This window comes from Parasedimentitalea marina (assembly GCF_004006175.1).
GTDB classification, from domain to species: Bacteria; Pseudomonadota; Alphaproteobacteria; order Rhodobacterales; family Rhodobacteraceae; genus Parasedimentitalea; species Parasedimentitalea marina.
The window spans coordinates 2,306,860-2,322,963 of the sequence record NZ_CP033219.1; the positions used below are offsets into that span (position 1 = coordinate 2,306,860).

Genomic DNA, 16,104 nt, shown 5'->3' on the forward strand with positions numbered 1-16,104 from the left:
GTCAGATCTTATTCGCTGTAGATACTGGCGTTGAAGTAGCGCGCGGTGATCTTCTCGTGGGTACCGTCAGCCAGAATGGCCGCAATCCCCGCATTCAAAGCCGCCTGCAGCGCCTCATCGCCTTGACGGGTGCCAGCGCCGACACCTTTGCCAAGAATGGCCTCGTCATTGGCCACTGCGCCTTTGATTTCACAGCATCCTCCAGCGTCTGAACCGACAAAATCCGCCATCGCAATGCTATCTGCCTGAGTGGCGTCAATACGACCGGCAAACAGATCCTGGTTTGCTTCGTCCTGGGTCTGATAGACGCGCAGTTCAGAATCCTTGAAATAGGCTTGTGCATAAGCCTGGTGAATGGTCGATGCCTGAATGCCGATAATTTTGCCTGCCAGCGATTCCGGAGAGGCGTCGATATCCAGCGATTTATCGGCGACAATCACGGCTGGTGTGTTGTAGTAGGCATTGGAAAAGTCGATGGTCTTGGCGCGCTCGGCGGTGATCGACATCGAGGCCATGATTGCGTCAATTTGCTTACCGGTCAGTGACGGAATGATACCGTCCCAAGCAACGGGCGTGATCACACAATCCAGTTCAGCAGCGGCACAAACGGCGTCGATGACTTCAATTTCCCAGCCAACCCACGTGCCGGAGGAATCAACCGATGCAAACGGCGGATAGGCTTCGGCGGCGATGCCAATCTTGACCTGCTCAGCGGTGGCCGCACCCGCAACCAGTGTGGCGGCAGCAACGGTCGCGGCTAGAATGGTTTTTAGTGTCATAAGGTATTCTCCCTGATGTATTAGTTATACACTCTGTTGATGCAGAGCTTTAGGTGACGGAGCTGAGAAATTGCTTCAGCCGCTCCGATTGTGGATTGCCAAAGACCTCGGCAGGTGGGCCCTGCTCTTCAATGCGGCCTTCGAACAAATACACGACGTGGTTTGCAACCTCGCGTGCGAATTTCATCTCGTGGGTGACCAACAGCATGGTGCGGCCTTCGGCGGCGAGATCTCGAATCACAGTCAGCACCTCGCCTACAAGTTCCGGGTCCAGCGCCGAGGTCGGCTCGTCAAACAACATGACATTGGGATCAACGGCCAAGGCCCGTGCAATTGCTGCACGCTGTTGCTGACCACCGGACATAAAGGCCGGAAATGTATCTTCCTTGTCGCTTAAACCAACGCGGTCCAGCAATTCCCGGGCGCGTTTGATCGCTTCGCCACGTGGCACCTTAAGAACATGAACCGGCACCTCGATTACGTTTTCCAACAGGGTGCGATGCGTCCAAAGGTTGAATTGCTGAAACACCATAGCCAGCCGGGTGCGGATGCGTTCGATCTGGCGCCGACTGGCCGGGCTACCGTCCGCATTCATCATGACTTCTTCGCCGTCGATGACGATTTGACCCGACGATGGGGTCTCTAGGAAATTGATGCAACGTAACATCGTCGATTTGCCGGACCCCGAGCCACCGATAATGGCGACCACATCCCCCTTTTTTGCGTTCAACGACACGCCCTTCAGCACCTCTAGGGAACCAAAGGATTTGTGCAAATCCTTAACATGAATGACCTCGGCCCGCGTGTCGGGGTCAGGTATTGGCTCTGCTGATGCAGCTGTCGGCATTTTCCGGCGTCCTAATTTTTGTGCTTGTAGTAAGGCTTAAGTTTAGTAATTATGCAAGTGTATAATTACTGAAATCAAGAGAGGATGCCCAGTGAGCGACGAACGCCGCAAGTTCAAACGCGAGAGTGCCGATCAGCGCAAAGAGGCGTTGATCGTGGCGACGCTATCGCTGGTGGCTGAAGGCGGCGTTCGTGGTGCCACCGTGCGGGCCATTGCTGAACGGGCGAATGTGACACAGGGTTTGATCCGGCATTACTTCAGATCCAAAGAGGACCTGATCATCGCTGCTTATGATCACCACATGACCAATATGACCGACCAGACTTTTGCTTTTGCAGCTGCAGTCGACAAATCGGCGCGTGATCGTCTGGCGGCACTGGTGAATGCATCACTGCAGCCACCGGTGGCTGATCCCCGTGCCGTTGCCCTGTGGGCCAGTTTTCTGAACAAGGTGCAGCAGGATGCACAGATGAAGGCCATGCACGAACGCACCTACGTGTACTTCCGCGACCAGCTGCAGGAGCTTATTCGCGCCGCGCTGGAGGAGGCAGGACAACAGACATCACCTGCACGCCTGCGCCATCTGGCGACGGCCTGCAACGGCGTTATCGATGGGCTTTGGATGGAAGGCGGCGCATTGCCGGATGCCTTTGCGCCGGGTGAATTGCCAGGCATCGGGGTGGAAGCCGTTGGTGCAATAATTGGATTAGACTTAGATCAGAAGGCAGAACAGCCATGAAAACAACTGCGATCACCACTCGACTGGCCGGTTTGGGAGGCGCCAAATGGGAATTGCATCTTAAAGCGCGGGACATGATCGCCGCCGGGGCCGACATCGTCGAGATGACCATCGGCGAACCGGATGTGCCAGCACCAGCTGCGCTGATGGATACAGCTGTTAGTGCAATGAAAGCCGGTCGCACCGGATACTCTAACGGGCGTGGCGAGAACAATCTGCGCGCCGCTCTGGCAGATCGCTACACGGCCAGCATTGGTCGCAAATTTGCGCCCGATAATTTCCTGTGTTTTCCCGGAACACAGACCGCGTTGTTCACCGTGATGATGGGCGTTGCCGAGGCGGGCGACGAGGTGCTGGTGGGCGATCCGCTGTACGCCACTTACGAAGGCGTGGTGCAGGCCTCCGGGGCTGAAATGGTCCCGGTGCCTCTGCGCCCCGAACATGGGTTTCGTATGCAGGCGACGGATCTGGCCGAACGAATCACCCCGCGCAGTCGCGCCATCCTGCTAACTTCGCCGCATAATCCAACTGGGGCCATCCTGACGGCCTCCGACATCGAGGCCATCGGGGAATTAGCGATCAAACACGATCTGTGGATCATCTCAGACGAGGTCTATGAGCACCTGGTCTTTGATGGCTCGACTTTTGTGTCGCCACTGTCCAACCCGACCATTGCAGATCGGGTGATTGCGGTGTCATCGATCTCAAAGTCACACGCCGCGCCAGGGTTCCGCAGTGGCTGGTGTGTGGCCTCGACAGCGTTTTGTGACGCGCTGCTGCCGGTGTCAGAAACCATGTTGTTCGGCAACCAACCCTTTATCGCTGATATGACTGAACAGGCCGTCCGCGAGGGGTCTTCGGTGGCCGAAGGCATGCGCACACGCTACGCCTCACGAGCGGTCAAACTCAGTGAGCGCCTGAGCCAAGAGACCGGATTGACAGTTCACCAGCCCGAGGCCGGTATGTTTGCGATGATCAATGTCGCCTGCACCGGGCTGGACGGGCAAACCTATGCTGAAGATCTGCTGGAAAACGGTGGCGTGGCGGTGATGCCCGGAGTCTCATTTGGCACCACAATGACAGATTGGGTGCGCGTGGCCCTGACCATTGACGATACCCAATTTGACCGGGCAATCCAGCGGATCATTTCACATGCCAACACCCTGCAAAGGAATGTCGCATGACCACCATCGGCGAGGCGCTTGTGACCCAACTGGCCGAACGCGGTGTCGAGACCGTCTTTGGCATTCCCGGTGTCCACACAGTAGAACTGTATCGCGGGCTTGCCACCTCGGGCATTCGTCATGTGACCCCGCGCCACGAACAGGGTGCGGGTTTCATGGCAGATGGCTATGCCCGAGTATCCGGAAAACCCGGTGTGGCCTTTGTCATTACCGGACCGGGCTTGACCAACACCCTGACCCCAATGGCGCAGGCGCGCGCCGACAGTGTGCCGATGCTGGTGGTCTCCGGCGTAAACAGCGTTTCCTCTCTGGGTAAGGGAATGGGCCATCTGCATGAGCTGCCAGATCAGCAAAAGATGATGTCGACGGTGGCTTTGCTTTCCGAACAGGTGCGCACAGGGGACCAGCTGACACCCGCACTGGATCGGGCATTTGAGCCGTTCTCATCAGGGCGACCGGGACCAACCCATATTGAGATCCCGCTGGACGTTGCCGGAGAAGATTATTCTGCCGCCGCTGAACGGACTGTACCGTTAGATCCTGCCCAAGCAGACGCCACGCGGGTTGAGCAGGCAGCACACCTGCTGGAGACCGCCAAATCTCCGGTCATTCTGGCCGGCGGTGGAGCCGTGGCCGCAGCCGAGGTTTTGCGTGAATTGGCAGAACGACTGGATGCGCCTGTGGTGCAAACTACAAATGCGCGGGGGATTATGTTCGATCACCCACTGGGCGTGCCAGCCAGTCCCAGCCTTAAGGCAGTGCGTGAGTTGATCGGAGGCGCAGATGTCGTCCTGGCCGTCGGCACCGAGTTGGGCCCGACAGATTACGACATGTATGCCACCGGAACCATGGCCCAGATGCGCAATCTTATCCGGATCGATAGCTGCGCGCAGCAATTGAACCGGCATGAAGCTGAAATAGGTCTGCAAGGCGATGCCAAGACCACTCTGGTCAATCTGGAACAGGCGATCCGGCGCAAGAACGCCCCCTCTGCAACAGGTGCCGACAGGGCCGCGCAAACCCGCACTGCCGCCTATGGCGAATTAGGCACGGCCTATCAGGCCCAGGTGCAGATCCTCAACGCGATGCGAGACGCCCTGCCCGGCACCATCATGGTCGGTGATTCAACGCAGCCCATCTATGCCGGTAACCTGTATTACGATGCCGCCCGCCCGCACGGCTGGTTCAATGCAGCCACCGGATACGGTGCTTTGGGCTATGGCATACCAGCCGCAATCGGCGCCGCAATCGCCGAGCCAGGCACCCGGATCACCTGCATCGTTGGCGATGGCGGGGCCCAGTTCAGCCTGCCCGAGATCATGGCCGCGGTTGATGAACAACTCTCCATCACCTTCGTTATCTGGAACAACCACGGCTACCACGAGATTGCCACGTCCATGCAGGATGTCGGTGTCACTGTGGTGGGCTGTGATCCAACCCCGCCAGATTTCGAAGCAACCGCAAAATCCTTTGCCATTCCCCATCACCGCTGCGCTGCCGATCCGCAGGCCGTGGCTGATGCGATGGCGGCCGCGGCCCAACTGACCGGGCCCAGTATGATTGAAATCGAGGCTCCGGTATTCCGGGCTTCTTAAACGGATGAGACTACAATGAGTGATCCAACATTTGAATTCCGACGCGCCATCACCCGACGTCCCTCGGCCAGTATCGTCGAAGGCCTGCGCGCCCAGGACATTGGCACCCCCGATCTGGACCGGATGCAACAGGCCCACACGGCGTATGTTGCCGCGCTGAAAAGAACCGGGGCTGATGTCACCGAACTGGCCCCGCTCGAGGATTTCCCCGACGCGGTGTTTGTCGAAGATACTACTTTATGCCTGCCACAAGGCGCGATCCTGATGCACCCCGGAGCGCCCTCGCGGGTCGGAGAAGTAGCAGAAATGGCCACAACTGTGCGCGGCCTTTACGAGGACGTCCGTCAGATTCAGGGCCCCGGTCATATTGAGGGCGGCGACATTCTGGTCACCGCTCGGGAAATTCTGGTTGGCCGCTCGGACAGAACAGATGCAGCGGGTGTTGCAGAGCTTGCCGAGATTGCTGCCGAATGGGGCCACTCTGTGCGAGAGGTCTTCACCCCCCCTGGTGTGCTGCACTTCAAGACCGATTGTTCACTGATGGACGGTGAAACCATTCTGGCTACCAAGCGTCTGGATGCATCGGGATGCTTCAAGGGCTACCGGGTTTTGCATGTCGCTGAAGGTGAAGAACCCGCCGCCAATGCGATCCGTTTCAACAATCTGGTGCTGATGGCCGCTGGTTTCCCCCGCACAGCCGAAATGCTGAACACGGCAGGCTATGAAGTGGTCGAAATCGACAATACCGAATGCGCCAAACTGGACGGCGGCATGTCCTGCCTGTCGCTTAGGTTCTAAAATCTGGGGTCCCTTGGGATTGAACCTTAGGGCCCTTTTTCCAGACCGTGGAGCATGAAACGACAGTTGAAGTCGGGCCTTGCAGCACCGATACTAGGCCCATGGCGGAACATCACAAAGAAGGTCAGCGTAAGCGAAAGGCCCATCTTGCTGGACATCCAGAATGGATGGACTACCCACGCACGCGGCCCAGGGCCTTGAAGGCAGGCGTAGATTTCTTCTTTACTGGACGCATGTGCAAGAACCGTCATTACAACCTGCGCACTGTCTTGGGGTCACGCTGTGTTGCCTGCGACAGCCAAGCGCAGGACGTCAGCCCTTCGCTTGAGACCTTTATGCGGGATTGGATTTGTAAATCCTAGCGATACAGCTTGCCACCATGGGGTTGCTTGACCCAATTCGATCTCAGGACGTTAAAGTGTGTACATGGCGGAGGCCTGCCCCGCCATGTACCGCAAAACTTACTTGACCAGAGCCCTATTCAACAGCCAGGCCGCAAGTTTACGCAACCCGACACCTGATCTGATTTCAAACTCTTCAAAGTGGAACCGCCGGGATGACACACCAAGGCGACTTAGCCCCTGCGCCAAGAACTGACGCATTCTTTGCGGACCGCAGAAATAGACTTTGGCCTGGGCAATATCACTGACATAGCTCTCTATAGCCTCGGCATTGACCCGACCCTGCGACCGGGAGGCGTGCAGAACAACCCGAAAGTTAGCCACTTTTGCTTCGACAGCCCGAAGTTCGTCCAGGTGATTTGCGTCTCGGTCTTCTGAAACACAGTAGACCAGTGTCACGGGGCCATCGGCATCGGTGAGAGCCTGTGCCCAGGCGACAAAAGGTGTAATGCCAATGCCTGCAGCGACCCAGACTTCGGGTGCCTGCGTCGCGCGGCGTTCAAATCGTCCATAGGCACCTTCCAGGCGGGCGCCTGTGCCGACTTTTAGGTGATTGCTCAGGCTATGGGAAAAGTCGCCAAGATCCGCAATGGTCATGCGAATATTGCCCTCTTTGTCCGGCGCATTACTGATTGTAAAGGGATGCGGTTCCGACACGGCGGCATGATCAAATGTCACAAATGAAAACTGGCCCGGACGGTGCTTAAGCGGACGGCTCTCTGGCGACATGGTAATTGCAAGTGCGGTCCCGGTCTGTTGGATATCAGAAACCTTGTATTTCCTTGACGACCGCAATGATGCAGGTAGCTGCTTGTAAACAAAGGCCAGAATACCCACCGCGCAAAATGCAGAGACATACAGAGCTAGTGGGTCGCCGTTGGAAAACGGCTTGAGGATAAACAGGTAATGGAAGGTCGACATGATAAAGAACACTCCCATAATCCGGTGTGTCCAGCGCCACAGGTGGTAAGGAATGAAAGTTGCGATCGTAATGACAACAAGGATCAAAAGCCCATAGAGCGAGATTTCACCCATGGTTTCAGCCACGTCGGTCAGGGCTGTCTCGCGCCCTAGCCCGTCCATATCCGCATCGATGGTATCATGTAGCAACAGCGCTCCCATGGACAAGATGCCCAACCATTTGTGCAGGATGTAACATCGGTCCAACCCGCCAAACAGTTGTTCAACAAAACTGAGTCTGGTGGCAATCACTTGCGTCAACGCCATCCCGATCAGAGCAGCCATTCCCAAATACTGACTGAATAGCGCACCCGTATCGTATTTTTGCGCGAGGGGAAGCAGCCAGATAACAGGTAGTATCAGGGCTGAGGTTACACCCACCAGGCCAAGTGGTTTCAGGCGCATTATGACGTTCCTTCTTTCATCGGTATGTGTTGTTGTGATCGGGTAAAGGCAACGCGGGCCTCAAAACCTAACTGTTGTCCGGGTATTGGCGAATACAGCTCTAGCTGACCTTCACAATCACGTAATATTGCCGCGACGATAGACAGCCCGAGGCCCGTTCCACGGTGTTCGGTCTGACCGCGTACATAGCGGTTCGTCACTGTTGTCAACAGTTCTGTCGGCAGTGTGTCGCATTCATTGGTGATCCGTATCTCTCGATCCTCAACCACCAGCTTGAGTGGGGTGCCTGATGGCGCGTAGGTCAGTGCATTTTGCAGCAAATTGCGCAGCACAATTGCAAAGGCATCAGCCGTGATAAACGCTTTGAGTGACGTGTTTTCGGAGCCCGCAATCAAAATTCGATCTGCCGCATCGGCAAATGGTTTTTCGCGCAGGACGATGTCGATCACTACGCCCAGGCTGGTTTCTTTTTCAGAAGAAGCAAAGCCCGCCTCCAGCCGGGAAAATTGCAGCAGGTTTTCCGACAGGTGTGAAAGATGACGCAAGGCCTCTTCGGCCTGTTCCAGATGCTGCACAGTATCAGCGCGGTCAACTTTGGATTGAAGAACCTGTATCTGTGCCAAGGCCCCGGCGATGGGGGTCCGTAACTCATGTGCACTTTCGGCAGCAAAGCTGCGTTCGGCGTCCAGCGCTGATTTCAATCGGACCAACAAATCCTCAACCTCGGACACAATCGGTTGCAACTCTTTTGGCTGCGCTCCCATGTCCATGGGAGCAAGATTGCGACCGTGGCGGCGGGCAATGGCTGCACTCAGACCCAGGATCGGTGCCATGGCCGCCTTTACAATGACAAAGACCAACCCGGCAAGAATTGGGATCAGGACTGCCAGCGGCAGGAACATCCGCAGGATGCTTTCGATCAGGATATTGTCCCGCAGCCCAGCGCGTTCACTGACAACAATACCAAACCCGGACTCTGCATCCGTCAGGGCGTAGGCCCGGCTGCCGCTCCATTCGGAGAACCCAAGCGGGATGGAGCCGGAGGAGATGTCCGTTGGACGTGCGCCGGAAAACAGCAGAACCCGGTTTGATCGGTCGAGAATAAAGTAATCAAGATTTGCATCGTCTCGGGTGAGATTGGCAATGAAATTGGCTTCGCTATCATCAGCGTCCCCTTCCAGAACCTCGTCCAGCTCATGCATCGCCAAGGGTAGCAGGCGCAGTGCACTTTGACGCATGGTCTCGTCAAACGCGGCGTTCAGCTCGCCCCTAAGGACAACTGCTGCGATGACAACCGAGATCAACCATAGCGCACTGACACTTAGGGATAAGATCAACGCCAAACGTCCAGCAATAGAGCGTTGTTGCTTCATTTCGCGGCCACAGCGTAACCCAACCCACGTGAGGTGGTCACAAAATCATGTCCCAGTTTTTTACGAATACGACTAACGAATACTTCAACTGCATTGCTCTCTATCTCGGCGCCAAAGGCATAGAGGCTGTCCTCGATGACTGACTTTGGCACAATGGCACCCCTATTGCGCACCAGACAATCGACCACGGCCCACTCGCGTGAGGTCAGGATGATGTCGCGCCCGTTCGAGGAAATCTGGCGGCGACCTAAATCAACCTGCACGTCGCCAATCTGAGTTGCCGGATCCGAACTGGCGCTATAACGCCGCGCAACTGCTGACAACCGCGCCGTCAGCTCGCCCAGATCAAACGGTTTGACCAGGTAGTCATCAGCCCCGGCATTCAAACCTTCGATCCGAACTTCGATCTGGTCTTGTGCCGTGGTGATAATAACGGGCGTGTCATCGCGCCTGGCCCGCAGCTGCTTTAGGAAATCCAGACCACGCCCGTCAGGCAAGCCAAGGTCCAGCAGGATCAAACCATAGGTTTGCGTGGCACAGGCATCCTCCGCGTCGTCAAGCCGCTTCACCCAGTCGACGCCGTGACCTTGATGTTCAATATGGCTGTGAATGGCCGAGCCAAGCACATGATCATCCTCAACCAATAATACGCGCATCTCGCTTCCCCATCTCGCACTTCAAGTCCGATATATGGCTTATCTGAACCCTACCTGAATAGAAAAAACGCTCCCCTTCAGCCTGTCGTCAGTTTGGGCGTCCAATCAACGCTTACTAGAGCTACTGGATGAAGGAAACGTTTCGATGAAACACCACTTACTAGCAACAGCAGTCAGCCTTGCGGCCCTGCTCTCTGCCGGACAAGCGGATGCGCGGCAGGTTACCATTACCACGCAGTTGAATTCTTTTGCAGGACCGCGAGCCTACGCAGCGGTTTATTTGACGGATCCTGCTGGGACGGTTGTAGATACGTTGTGGGTCGCAGGCGGCAAGAGCAAATATTACAAACACTTGCGCTCTTGGGCGCGCGGCAGCAAGGCCTCGCGGTCAAACCTGCACAGTGTAACGGGGGCCAGTGTTGGCTCTGGTGGAAAACTGCGTGTCAGTGCTGACATCGCCGACACGATGATCGCTGACGGCTATCAGATACGGGTTGATACCTCTGTCGAGGACAATGCTGATCATCCTCGGTCTGCGGTCCTGACATTGGGCCAGCAGACATCGGTACCGGGTCGCGGGTTTGTTCATACATTGAGCCTGAAATGAGTGTCTCGATGCGCGGACTGCACCGGTGGGTCGGTTTAACTTCAGCGCTATTTGGTATCGCGATGGCAGTCACTGGCGTCATTCTAAGCATTGATCCCGCAACCGAAGCCGCAACAACCGGATCCCTGACGGCTCCTCCTGATATTACGGTTGCCCAATTGGCCCAGGCTGTAAGCGATCAAGTTCCTGGGCTGGAACGGATTGAGAAAACTGCCAATCATACCGTGATTGCCCATTTTGCGACAGCAGAAGGGTTTGGCCAGACCTATTTCAACGCTACAACGCTGACCCCGATCGATAGCACTCCGAACTCCCCCTTCCTTGGCTATATCAAGGACTTTCACCGCTCGCTTTTCCTGGGTGACTTTGGACGCGGTGTTGTCGGGATCAGCGCCCTGGCAATGTTTGTACTGTCAGTGTCGGGTCTTGCGATGATTGTGCGCAAGATGGGCGGATGGCGCGCCGTTATTTCCCCCCCTAGATCCGGAGGCTATCAGACCCTGCATCTGAATGCCGGAAGGATTGCTGTGATCGGACTGTTGATCGTGTCCCTGACAGGTGTCGTGATGTCACTCACGACATTCGACCTGATCCCCTCACCGACCGCGGCAAATCCTGAACTCCCGGTAATCCAGGCAGCCGATGCTGCGCTCTCAATCGGCGATCTGTTGGCGCTGCAGTCTCTACCGCTGACTGAGCTGCGCGAATTGGTTCTCCCCTACCCCGGTGATGCAACAGATGCCTATAGCCTGACCACATCCCAGGGCAGCGGATACATTGACCCCGTAACCGGTCAAATGGCCAGTTTTGCGCCCAACGGTCCCGGCTCCCGCCTGTATGAGTTCATTTACCTCCTGCACACAGGACAAGGCACATGGCCCATTGGTCTGCTGCTGGGCCTTTCTATGTTGGCCGTTCCCTTTGTAATCGCCAGTGGTATTGCAATGACATTGCGGCGCCCTGCCAATCCTCTACGTTATGTCAAGAACACACCCGCATTGGCCGCCGACACGATTGTCCTGGTGGGCTCCGAGGGGGCGACAACCTGGGGTTTTGCTGCTGAGCTATCGCGCAAGTTGGCTGCTGAGGGCCATAGTGTTCACGTCACCGATATGAACTCGCGGGCAGATACCTATCCAAACGGCAAATACCTGTTTGTGCTTACCGCGACCTACGGCAAAGGCGAGGCTCCCACCAACGCGCAGCATTTTCTGGAACGGCTTAACGATTTTCGCCCAAATGGCATGCGCTACTGTGTACTCGGGTTCGGTGACACCTCATTCCCAGATTTTTGCAAATTCGCAAAAAATGTCGACGCGGCACTACACCAAACCGGACTGCAACAGTTTCATTCCTATGCCACCATCGACCGTCAATCCTCCCAAAGTTTCCATTCATGGGGCCGTACTGTTGGGCAGAGCCTTGGGCTAAACCTAAGCCTTGATCATTGCGCAGAGACACCCAAGACAACACATGTGCAATTGGTGTCCAAGCGATCTTACGGACAAGAGGTTCAGGCCCCTGTCGCCATCCTGCGACTTGGCACAAAATGTGCACGAAGCCTGCCGAAACATTCCGCCGGCGATCTGCTGGGTGTCATCGCACCCGGTGCATCGTTTCCCCGGTATTACTCGCTGGCCTCGGACAGTCGCGATGGCTGCATTGAAATTTGCGTTCGCAAACAACCTGGCGGCCTGTGCTCGGGCTATCTGGCCGACATCATGGTTGGCGATACCGTTGAGGTCTTTATCAAGCCAAACCCTGAGTTCCGGCCCGCTAAGTCAAATGCGCCCCTTATTCTAGTAGGCGCTGGTGTGGGGATTGGCCCCTTAGTGGGGTTCTTGCGCTGCAACTTGCAAAAACGCCCCACACATCTGTTCTGGGGCGGGCGCGATCCCAGCTCTGATTATCTGTTCCGCGAGGAATTGGATGTCCTGAAAACCGGTGGCCAGATCACGCAAATCACCACAGCGTTTTCACGTATCGCAGGTGGCGGATATGTTCAGGGCAAGCTGCAGAGCGCCTCGCGAGATCTACAAACCCTTATTCAATCCGGTGCCCAGATTATGGTCTGCGGCGGCCGGGTAATGGGAACCGACGTACAGTCCGCGTTCAATGAGTTGCTTTCGCCCATTGGACTGGACGTCGCCACACTCAAACAGCAAGGACGGTATCTTGAAGATGTCTATTGATGCGATGCTCCCGCTCGAACACCTTTCAGGCCCCACAATGGGCACGCGATTTTCAGCCCAGTTCCCCGCACCTGATCGAGCCTGGACCGGCAACTTGCAAGACGCGCTGCAACAGGCGGTGGATCGTGTTGACCAACAAATGTCACCCTGGATAACCACATCAGTTGTGAACCAGATTAACAACGCCCCTGTCGGTGCTTGGATCGCACTGCCACCAGAAGCACAGGCTGTTCTGCATGCCGCGCTAAGGATAGAAGTTCTAAGTCAGGGTTCGTTTTCTATGGCCGTAGGTCAACACAGTAGCCACCATGGCTTTGGTCCAGGAATGCCTGGCCTCCTAGACGCCACGTTGCCGGTACCGCCCAGGGGCCGTGACAGTGTTTACATTTACGGCGCACGACTTCGAAAGCTCCGCCCAGTTCAGATTGATCTATGCGGGATTGCAAAGGGCTTTGGTGTTGATGAGTTGGCGCGCGTGTTATTGGCACATGGTATCACCGATTATATGGTTTCGATTGACGGAGAGCTACGCTGTGCAGGCTCCCCGGACGGTGTCAGCGGCTGGAAGGTTGGACTAGAGCAACCATCGGTCGATATGCGCCAAATTGCCCATGTCCTGGAGTGTTACGACCTTTCGCTTGCCACATCAGGCGGCTACCGCAATTTCAAGGAAAGGATCGATGGACCAATCACCCACACAATTGCCCCAAAGTCGGGCAAACCATTGGCCGAAGTAGAAACCTCGGTCACTGTGGCGCATCAGGATTGCATGATGGCTGATGCTTGGGCGACAGCTTTCCTTGTCATGGGGGTGAAAAAGGGGCTGATGTATGCAGAAGACCACGGGCTGCATGTGCTTTTCATGGACAACTCAGGGCCAGTTCCAGTCACAAACGGCAGCGGAATTTTCGCCGGCTTTGCAGGGACATCACACTCGGAAGCACACAGGTTGTAACCCAAGCATCTTTTTATCGCGTCCTCTCGCGACATCTGAACCTACATCAGACTGCACAGAATTCTGATCATCCAATGCCCAGCCAAGTACCGATGATATCACCACGAAGTGGAATGCTGTGCAGCCAGCCTGCCTCCCGCCGTCACCAAGTTTATCGATTTCGGGCCGAAAAAGCACCATCGCTGGCAAGCTGGTGATGACGCCAAGAAAGTAGAGTGTCAAATTTTTGACGACGTAACGGATTGAGATCTGATTTGACATTAAGTCGCCGGAAAAGTTGACGATAATGATGACCAGCATTTTGACTTTTAAAACAGTTGGATGTTGACCGAGGTTACGCAGCCTAGACGTCAGGGTATTTCGACAACAGAAATTACCAGTTTATCAAAGAAGGTATCCGTGAGGTGTTACCTTTCGCCAGGCCGTTACCCTAGAACGGCAGGCGACACGGTTTCTAAAATAGACGTGTTGACGCCTTGGCCTTACCAGATTTTCCGCGCAGCCGATCGACGATTGAATTGCCTTGCGGCGGGATAAAATCACGAATTGAAACTATTCCCAGAACCTGACCGTCCTCACAAATCGGCAAATGACGGAACTTACCTTTGCTCATAATTTGATAGGCTTCGTCTGGCTTTGCATCCGGCGCCAGCCATTGCGGATTGGGTGTCATAACCTGTTTGACAAGAGTCGTCGTCGATGGGCGATACACGATGATGCTACGTTGAATAACATCTCGTTCGCTGAGTATTCCGACAAGGACGCCTTCGTCATCCACAACTGGAAGGGCCCCAATATTCGCCGAGGTCATGATAATGCAAGCAGTCCGCACGCTATCTTCGGGGGACGTCTTGTGTACGCGTTTACCGGCGATCATGTCAGCCATTGTAGAAGGCTTCATTGGCTGTGATCCTATTTTTGTTCGATTGGGAACATCAAGGTAGCATAATAATTGCCCGCCTAGTGCCATGAAAAGTTTACATTTTTAGGAAAAAAGTCGTGAATTGTTGGCGGGAGCAACTGCCCCCAGCTTTGCTCCCCCTCCACAAGGGACAGAAATCATTGTCAAAAGTTCCAGCACCGCTGCAAGAGCGACGGCGTGAGAAACGGGTTCAACCGTGGTTCAAATTATGGACCTAACGCATGACAAACGGGTCGGGAATGGCCTCGTCACTGGTGCGCAGCCAGACTGCCTTGGTCTTGGTGTAATCCAATGCTGCCTGCATTCCGCCTTCTCTTCCATGACCGCTAAGTCCATGGCCACCAAAGGGTGCAATGGGGCTGACGGCCCGATATGTGTTGACCCAGACAATACCCGCCCGAATGCCACGGATCATCCGATGGGCGCGGGTTAGATCTTTGGTGAAGACGCCAGAGGCCAGGCCAAATGCAGTATCGTTTGCCAGATGCAGCGCCTGTTTTTCGGTGTCAAATCCAAGCACGGACAGAACAGGACCAAAGAATTCATGGGTCAGGCACGGCGCATTGGGTGCCTGTGAGCAATCGATGATTGTCGGCGGGAAATAGCTGCCGTCGCGGTCCAATTTCTGCCCCCCTGTGATGACAGTGGCCCCCGCTGCCTTTGATTTTGCCACAAGATCCACGGCCGTCTCGAGTTGTCCAAGTGTACAAAGTGGACCGACCTCAGTTGCCATGTCATCCGGTGCGCCGATGATCACCGCCTCAGCTTTTTCCTTGAGGCGCGCTAGAAAAGCCGCTTTTATCTTGTTTGAGATGATCAAACGCGATCCTGCCACACAGCTTTGCCCGGTCGCCGCAAAAATACCCGAGACCTGTGCATTGACCGCGCTTTCGATGTCAGCGTCCTCGAACACAATAAACGGCGACTTACCACCGAGTTCCAGCGAGGTGGTTGCCAGGTTCTCAGCAGAATTGCGCACGATACGACGGGCGGTTTCTGGTCCGCCCGTAAAGGCAATGTGATCCACCTTAGGATGGCTCGTCAGCACAGCGCCACACTCGGCCCCAAACCCGGTGATCACATTCAACACTCCAGGCGGGAAGCCCGCCTGGTCAAAGATCCGCGCAAATTCCAACAACGGAGCGGGCGCTTCTTCCGAGGCTTTCAAGACCACGGTACAGCCTGCAGCCAGAGCGGGACCTATTTTGACGGCCGACAGAAATAACTGCGAATTCCACGGCACGATGGCCGCCACAACACCGATGGGTTCGCGGCGCAGCCAGACCTCCATATCCGGCTTATCGATAGGCAGATGGGCGCCTTCGATCTTATCCGCCAGGCCAGCGTAATAACGATAATAATCGGCAACATAGGCAATCTGCGCCGATGTCTCACGGATGATTTTGCCCGTATCACGGGTCTCAAGCGCAGCCAGTGCTGGCGCGTGTTCAGAGATCAGGTCAGCAAGCCGGTACAGCAGTTTCCCCCGTGCTGATGCCGTCATTCCCGCCCAGTCTGGCGAGACAAAAGCAGCCTGCGCGGCATCGACGGCAGCATTCACATCATCGCCGCGCGCCTCGGGCATCATTGCCCAGACATGCCCCGTTGCAGGATCACGGCTTTCAAATTGCGCCGAACCATCCAAGAATGCGCCACCAATATAGTGCTGAAACTGCTGCATAACCTGTCCT

At 55.8% G+C, this 16,104-nt stretch carries 16 protein-coding genes; 8 read left to right on the forward strand and 8 right to left on the reverse strand.

The annotated features are described in order from the left end of the window. Positions 1 to 8: 8 nt before the first annotated feature. Both EBB79_RS11170 and EBB79_RS11175 read right to left on the reverse strand, forming a co-directional pair. Positions 9 to 779, reverse strand: coding sequence for a transporter substrate-binding domain-containing protein (locus EBB79_RS11170; RefSeq protein WP_127748968.1), 771 nt, complete (start codon positions 777 to 779; stop codon positions 9 to 11). Between the two features lie 49 nt (positions 780 to 828). Then, on the reverse strand, positions 829 to 1,626 hold the full coding sequence (locus EBB79_RS11175) for an ABC transporter ATP-binding protein (protein WP_127748969.1): 798 nt from the start codon (positions 1,624 to 1,626) through the stop codon (positions 829 to 831). Between the two features lie 91 nt (positions 1,627 to 1,717). Here EBB79_RS11175 and EBB79_RS11180 point away from each other — a divergent pair, with 91 nt between their 5' ends. From EBB79_RS11180 to EBB79_RS11200, 5 genes are all read left to right on the forward strand, one after another. Beyond that, entirely contained in the window at positions 1,718 to 2,365 is a 648-nt protein-coding gene (locus EBB79_RS11180; RefSeq protein WP_127748970.1) for a TetR/AcrR family transcriptional regulator, read from the forward strand. Next, positions 2,362 to 3,549, forward strand: a complete 1,188-nt coding sequence (locus EBB79_RS11185; RefSeq protein ID WP_127748971.1) for a pyridoxal phosphate-dependent aminotransferase — start codon at positions 2,362 to 2,364, stop codon at positions 3,547 to 3,549. The genes EBB79_RS11180 and EBB79_RS11185 overlap by 4 nt, the downstream gene beginning before the upstream one ends. Beyond that, positions 3,546 to 5,144 (forward strand): 5-guanidino-2-oxopentanoate decarboxylase, encoded by a 1,599-nt coding sequence (locus EBB79_RS11190; RefSeq protein ID WP_127748972.1) that lies wholly within the window; start codon positions 3,546 to 3,548, stop codon positions 5,142 to 5,144. Before EBB79_RS11185 ends, EBB79_RS11190 begins: the two co-directional genes overlap by 4 nt. Positions 5,145 to 5,159: 15 nt before the next feature. After that, the gene (locus EBB79_RS11195; protein ID WP_127748973.1) at positions 5,160 to 5,942 is read left to right on the forward strand and encodes a dimethylarginine dimethylaminohydrolase family protein; all 783 of its coding nucleotides are present in this window, start codon (positions 5,160 to 5,162) and stop codon (positions 5,940 to 5,942) included. Positions 5,943 to 6,109: 167 nt separating this feature from the next. Further along, positions 6,110 to 6,304: a hypothetical protein gene (locus EBB79_RS11200; protein ID WP_127748974.1), complete on the forward strand. Its 195-nt coding sequence runs from the start codon at positions 6,110 to 6,112 to the stop codon at positions 6,302 to 6,304. Between the two features lie 99 nt (positions 6,305 to 6,403). Here EBB79_RS11200 and EBB79_RS11205 read toward each other — a convergent pair whose 3' ends face one another. From EBB79_RS11205 to EBB79_RS11215, 3 genes are read right to left on the reverse strand one after another with little or no spacing between them, the layout of a single operon-like run. Continuing rightward, positions 6,404 to 7,708, reverse strand: coding sequence for a ferredoxin reductase family protein (locus EBB79_RS11205; RefSeq protein WP_127748975.1), 1,305 nt, complete (start codon positions 7,706 to 7,708; stop codon positions 6,404 to 6,406). Continuing rightward, the gene (locus EBB79_RS11210; protein WP_127748976.1) at positions 7,708 to 9,081 is read right to left on the reverse strand and encodes a sensor histidine kinase; all 1,374 of its coding nucleotides are present in this window, start codon (positions 9,079 to 9,081) and stop codon (positions 7,708 to 7,710) included. The genes EBB79_RS11205 and EBB79_RS11210 overlap by 1 nt, the downstream gene beginning before the upstream one ends. After that, positions 9,078 to 9,737, reverse strand: coding sequence for a response regulator transcription factor (locus tag EBB79_RS11215; RefSeq protein WP_127748977.1), 660 nt, complete (start codon positions 9,735 to 9,737; stop codon positions 9,078 to 9,080). Before EBB79_RS11215 ends, EBB79_RS11210 begins: the two co-directional genes overlap by 4 nt. A gap of 145 nt (positions 9,738 to 9,882) precedes the next feature. Here EBB79_RS11215 and EBB79_RS11220 point away from each other — a divergent pair, with 145 nt between their 5' ends. From EBB79_RS11220 to EBB79_RS11230, 3 genes are read left to right on the forward strand one after another with little or no spacing between them, the layout of a single operon-like run. Continuing rightward, entirely contained in the window at positions 9,883 to 10,344 is a 462-nt protein-coding gene (locus tag EBB79_RS11220; RefSeq protein ID WP_127748978.1) for a DUF2271 domain-containing protein, read from the forward strand. An 8-nt stretch (positions 10,345 to 10,352) separates the two neighbouring features. Next, positions 10,353 to 12,536 (forward strand): PepSY domain-containing protein, encoded by a 2,184-nt coding sequence (locus tag EBB79_RS11225; protein WP_164860789.1) that lies wholly within the window; start codon positions 10,353 to 10,355, stop codon positions 12,534 to 12,536. Then, on the forward strand, positions 12,526 to 13,491 hold the full coding sequence (locus EBB79_RS11230; RefSeq protein ID WP_238705081.1) for an FAD:protein FMN transferase: 966 nt from the start codon (positions 12,526 to 12,528) through the stop codon (positions 13,489 to 13,491). The genes EBB79_RS11225 and EBB79_RS11230 overlap by 11 nt, the downstream gene beginning before the upstream one ends. On the opposite strand, the gene EBB79_RS11235 is transcribed toward EBB79_RS11230, so the two are convergent. The 3 genes from EBB79_RS11235 to EBB79_RS11245 all read right to left on the reverse strand — a co-directional run bounded on the left by EBB79_RS11235 (position 13,465) and on the right by EBB79_RS11245 (position 16,094). After that, entirely contained in the window at positions 13,465 to 13,791 is a 327-nt protein-coding gene (locus EBB79_RS11235; protein WP_127748981.1) for a hypothetical protein, read from the reverse strand. The two genes, EBB79_RS11230 and EBB79_RS11235, sit on opposite strands and share 27 nt — an antisense overlap. 154 nt (positions 13,792 to 13,945) lie before the next feature. Beyond that, positions 13,946 to 14,392 carry a CBS domain-containing protein gene (locus EBB79_RS11240; protein ID WP_164860791.1) on the reverse strand — a complete coding sequence of 149 codons (447 nt, stop codon included), beginning with the start codon at positions 14,390 to 14,392 and terminating at the stop codon, positions 13,946 to 13,948. Positions 14,393 to 14,627: 235 nt separating this feature from the next. Next, positions 14,628 to 16,094 (reverse strand): aldehyde dehydrogenase, encoded by a 1,467-nt coding sequence (locus EBB79_RS11245; protein ID WP_127748983.1) that lies wholly within the window; start codon positions 16,092 to 16,094, stop codon positions 14,628 to 14,630. Positions 16,095 to 16,104: the final 10 nt, after the last annotated feature.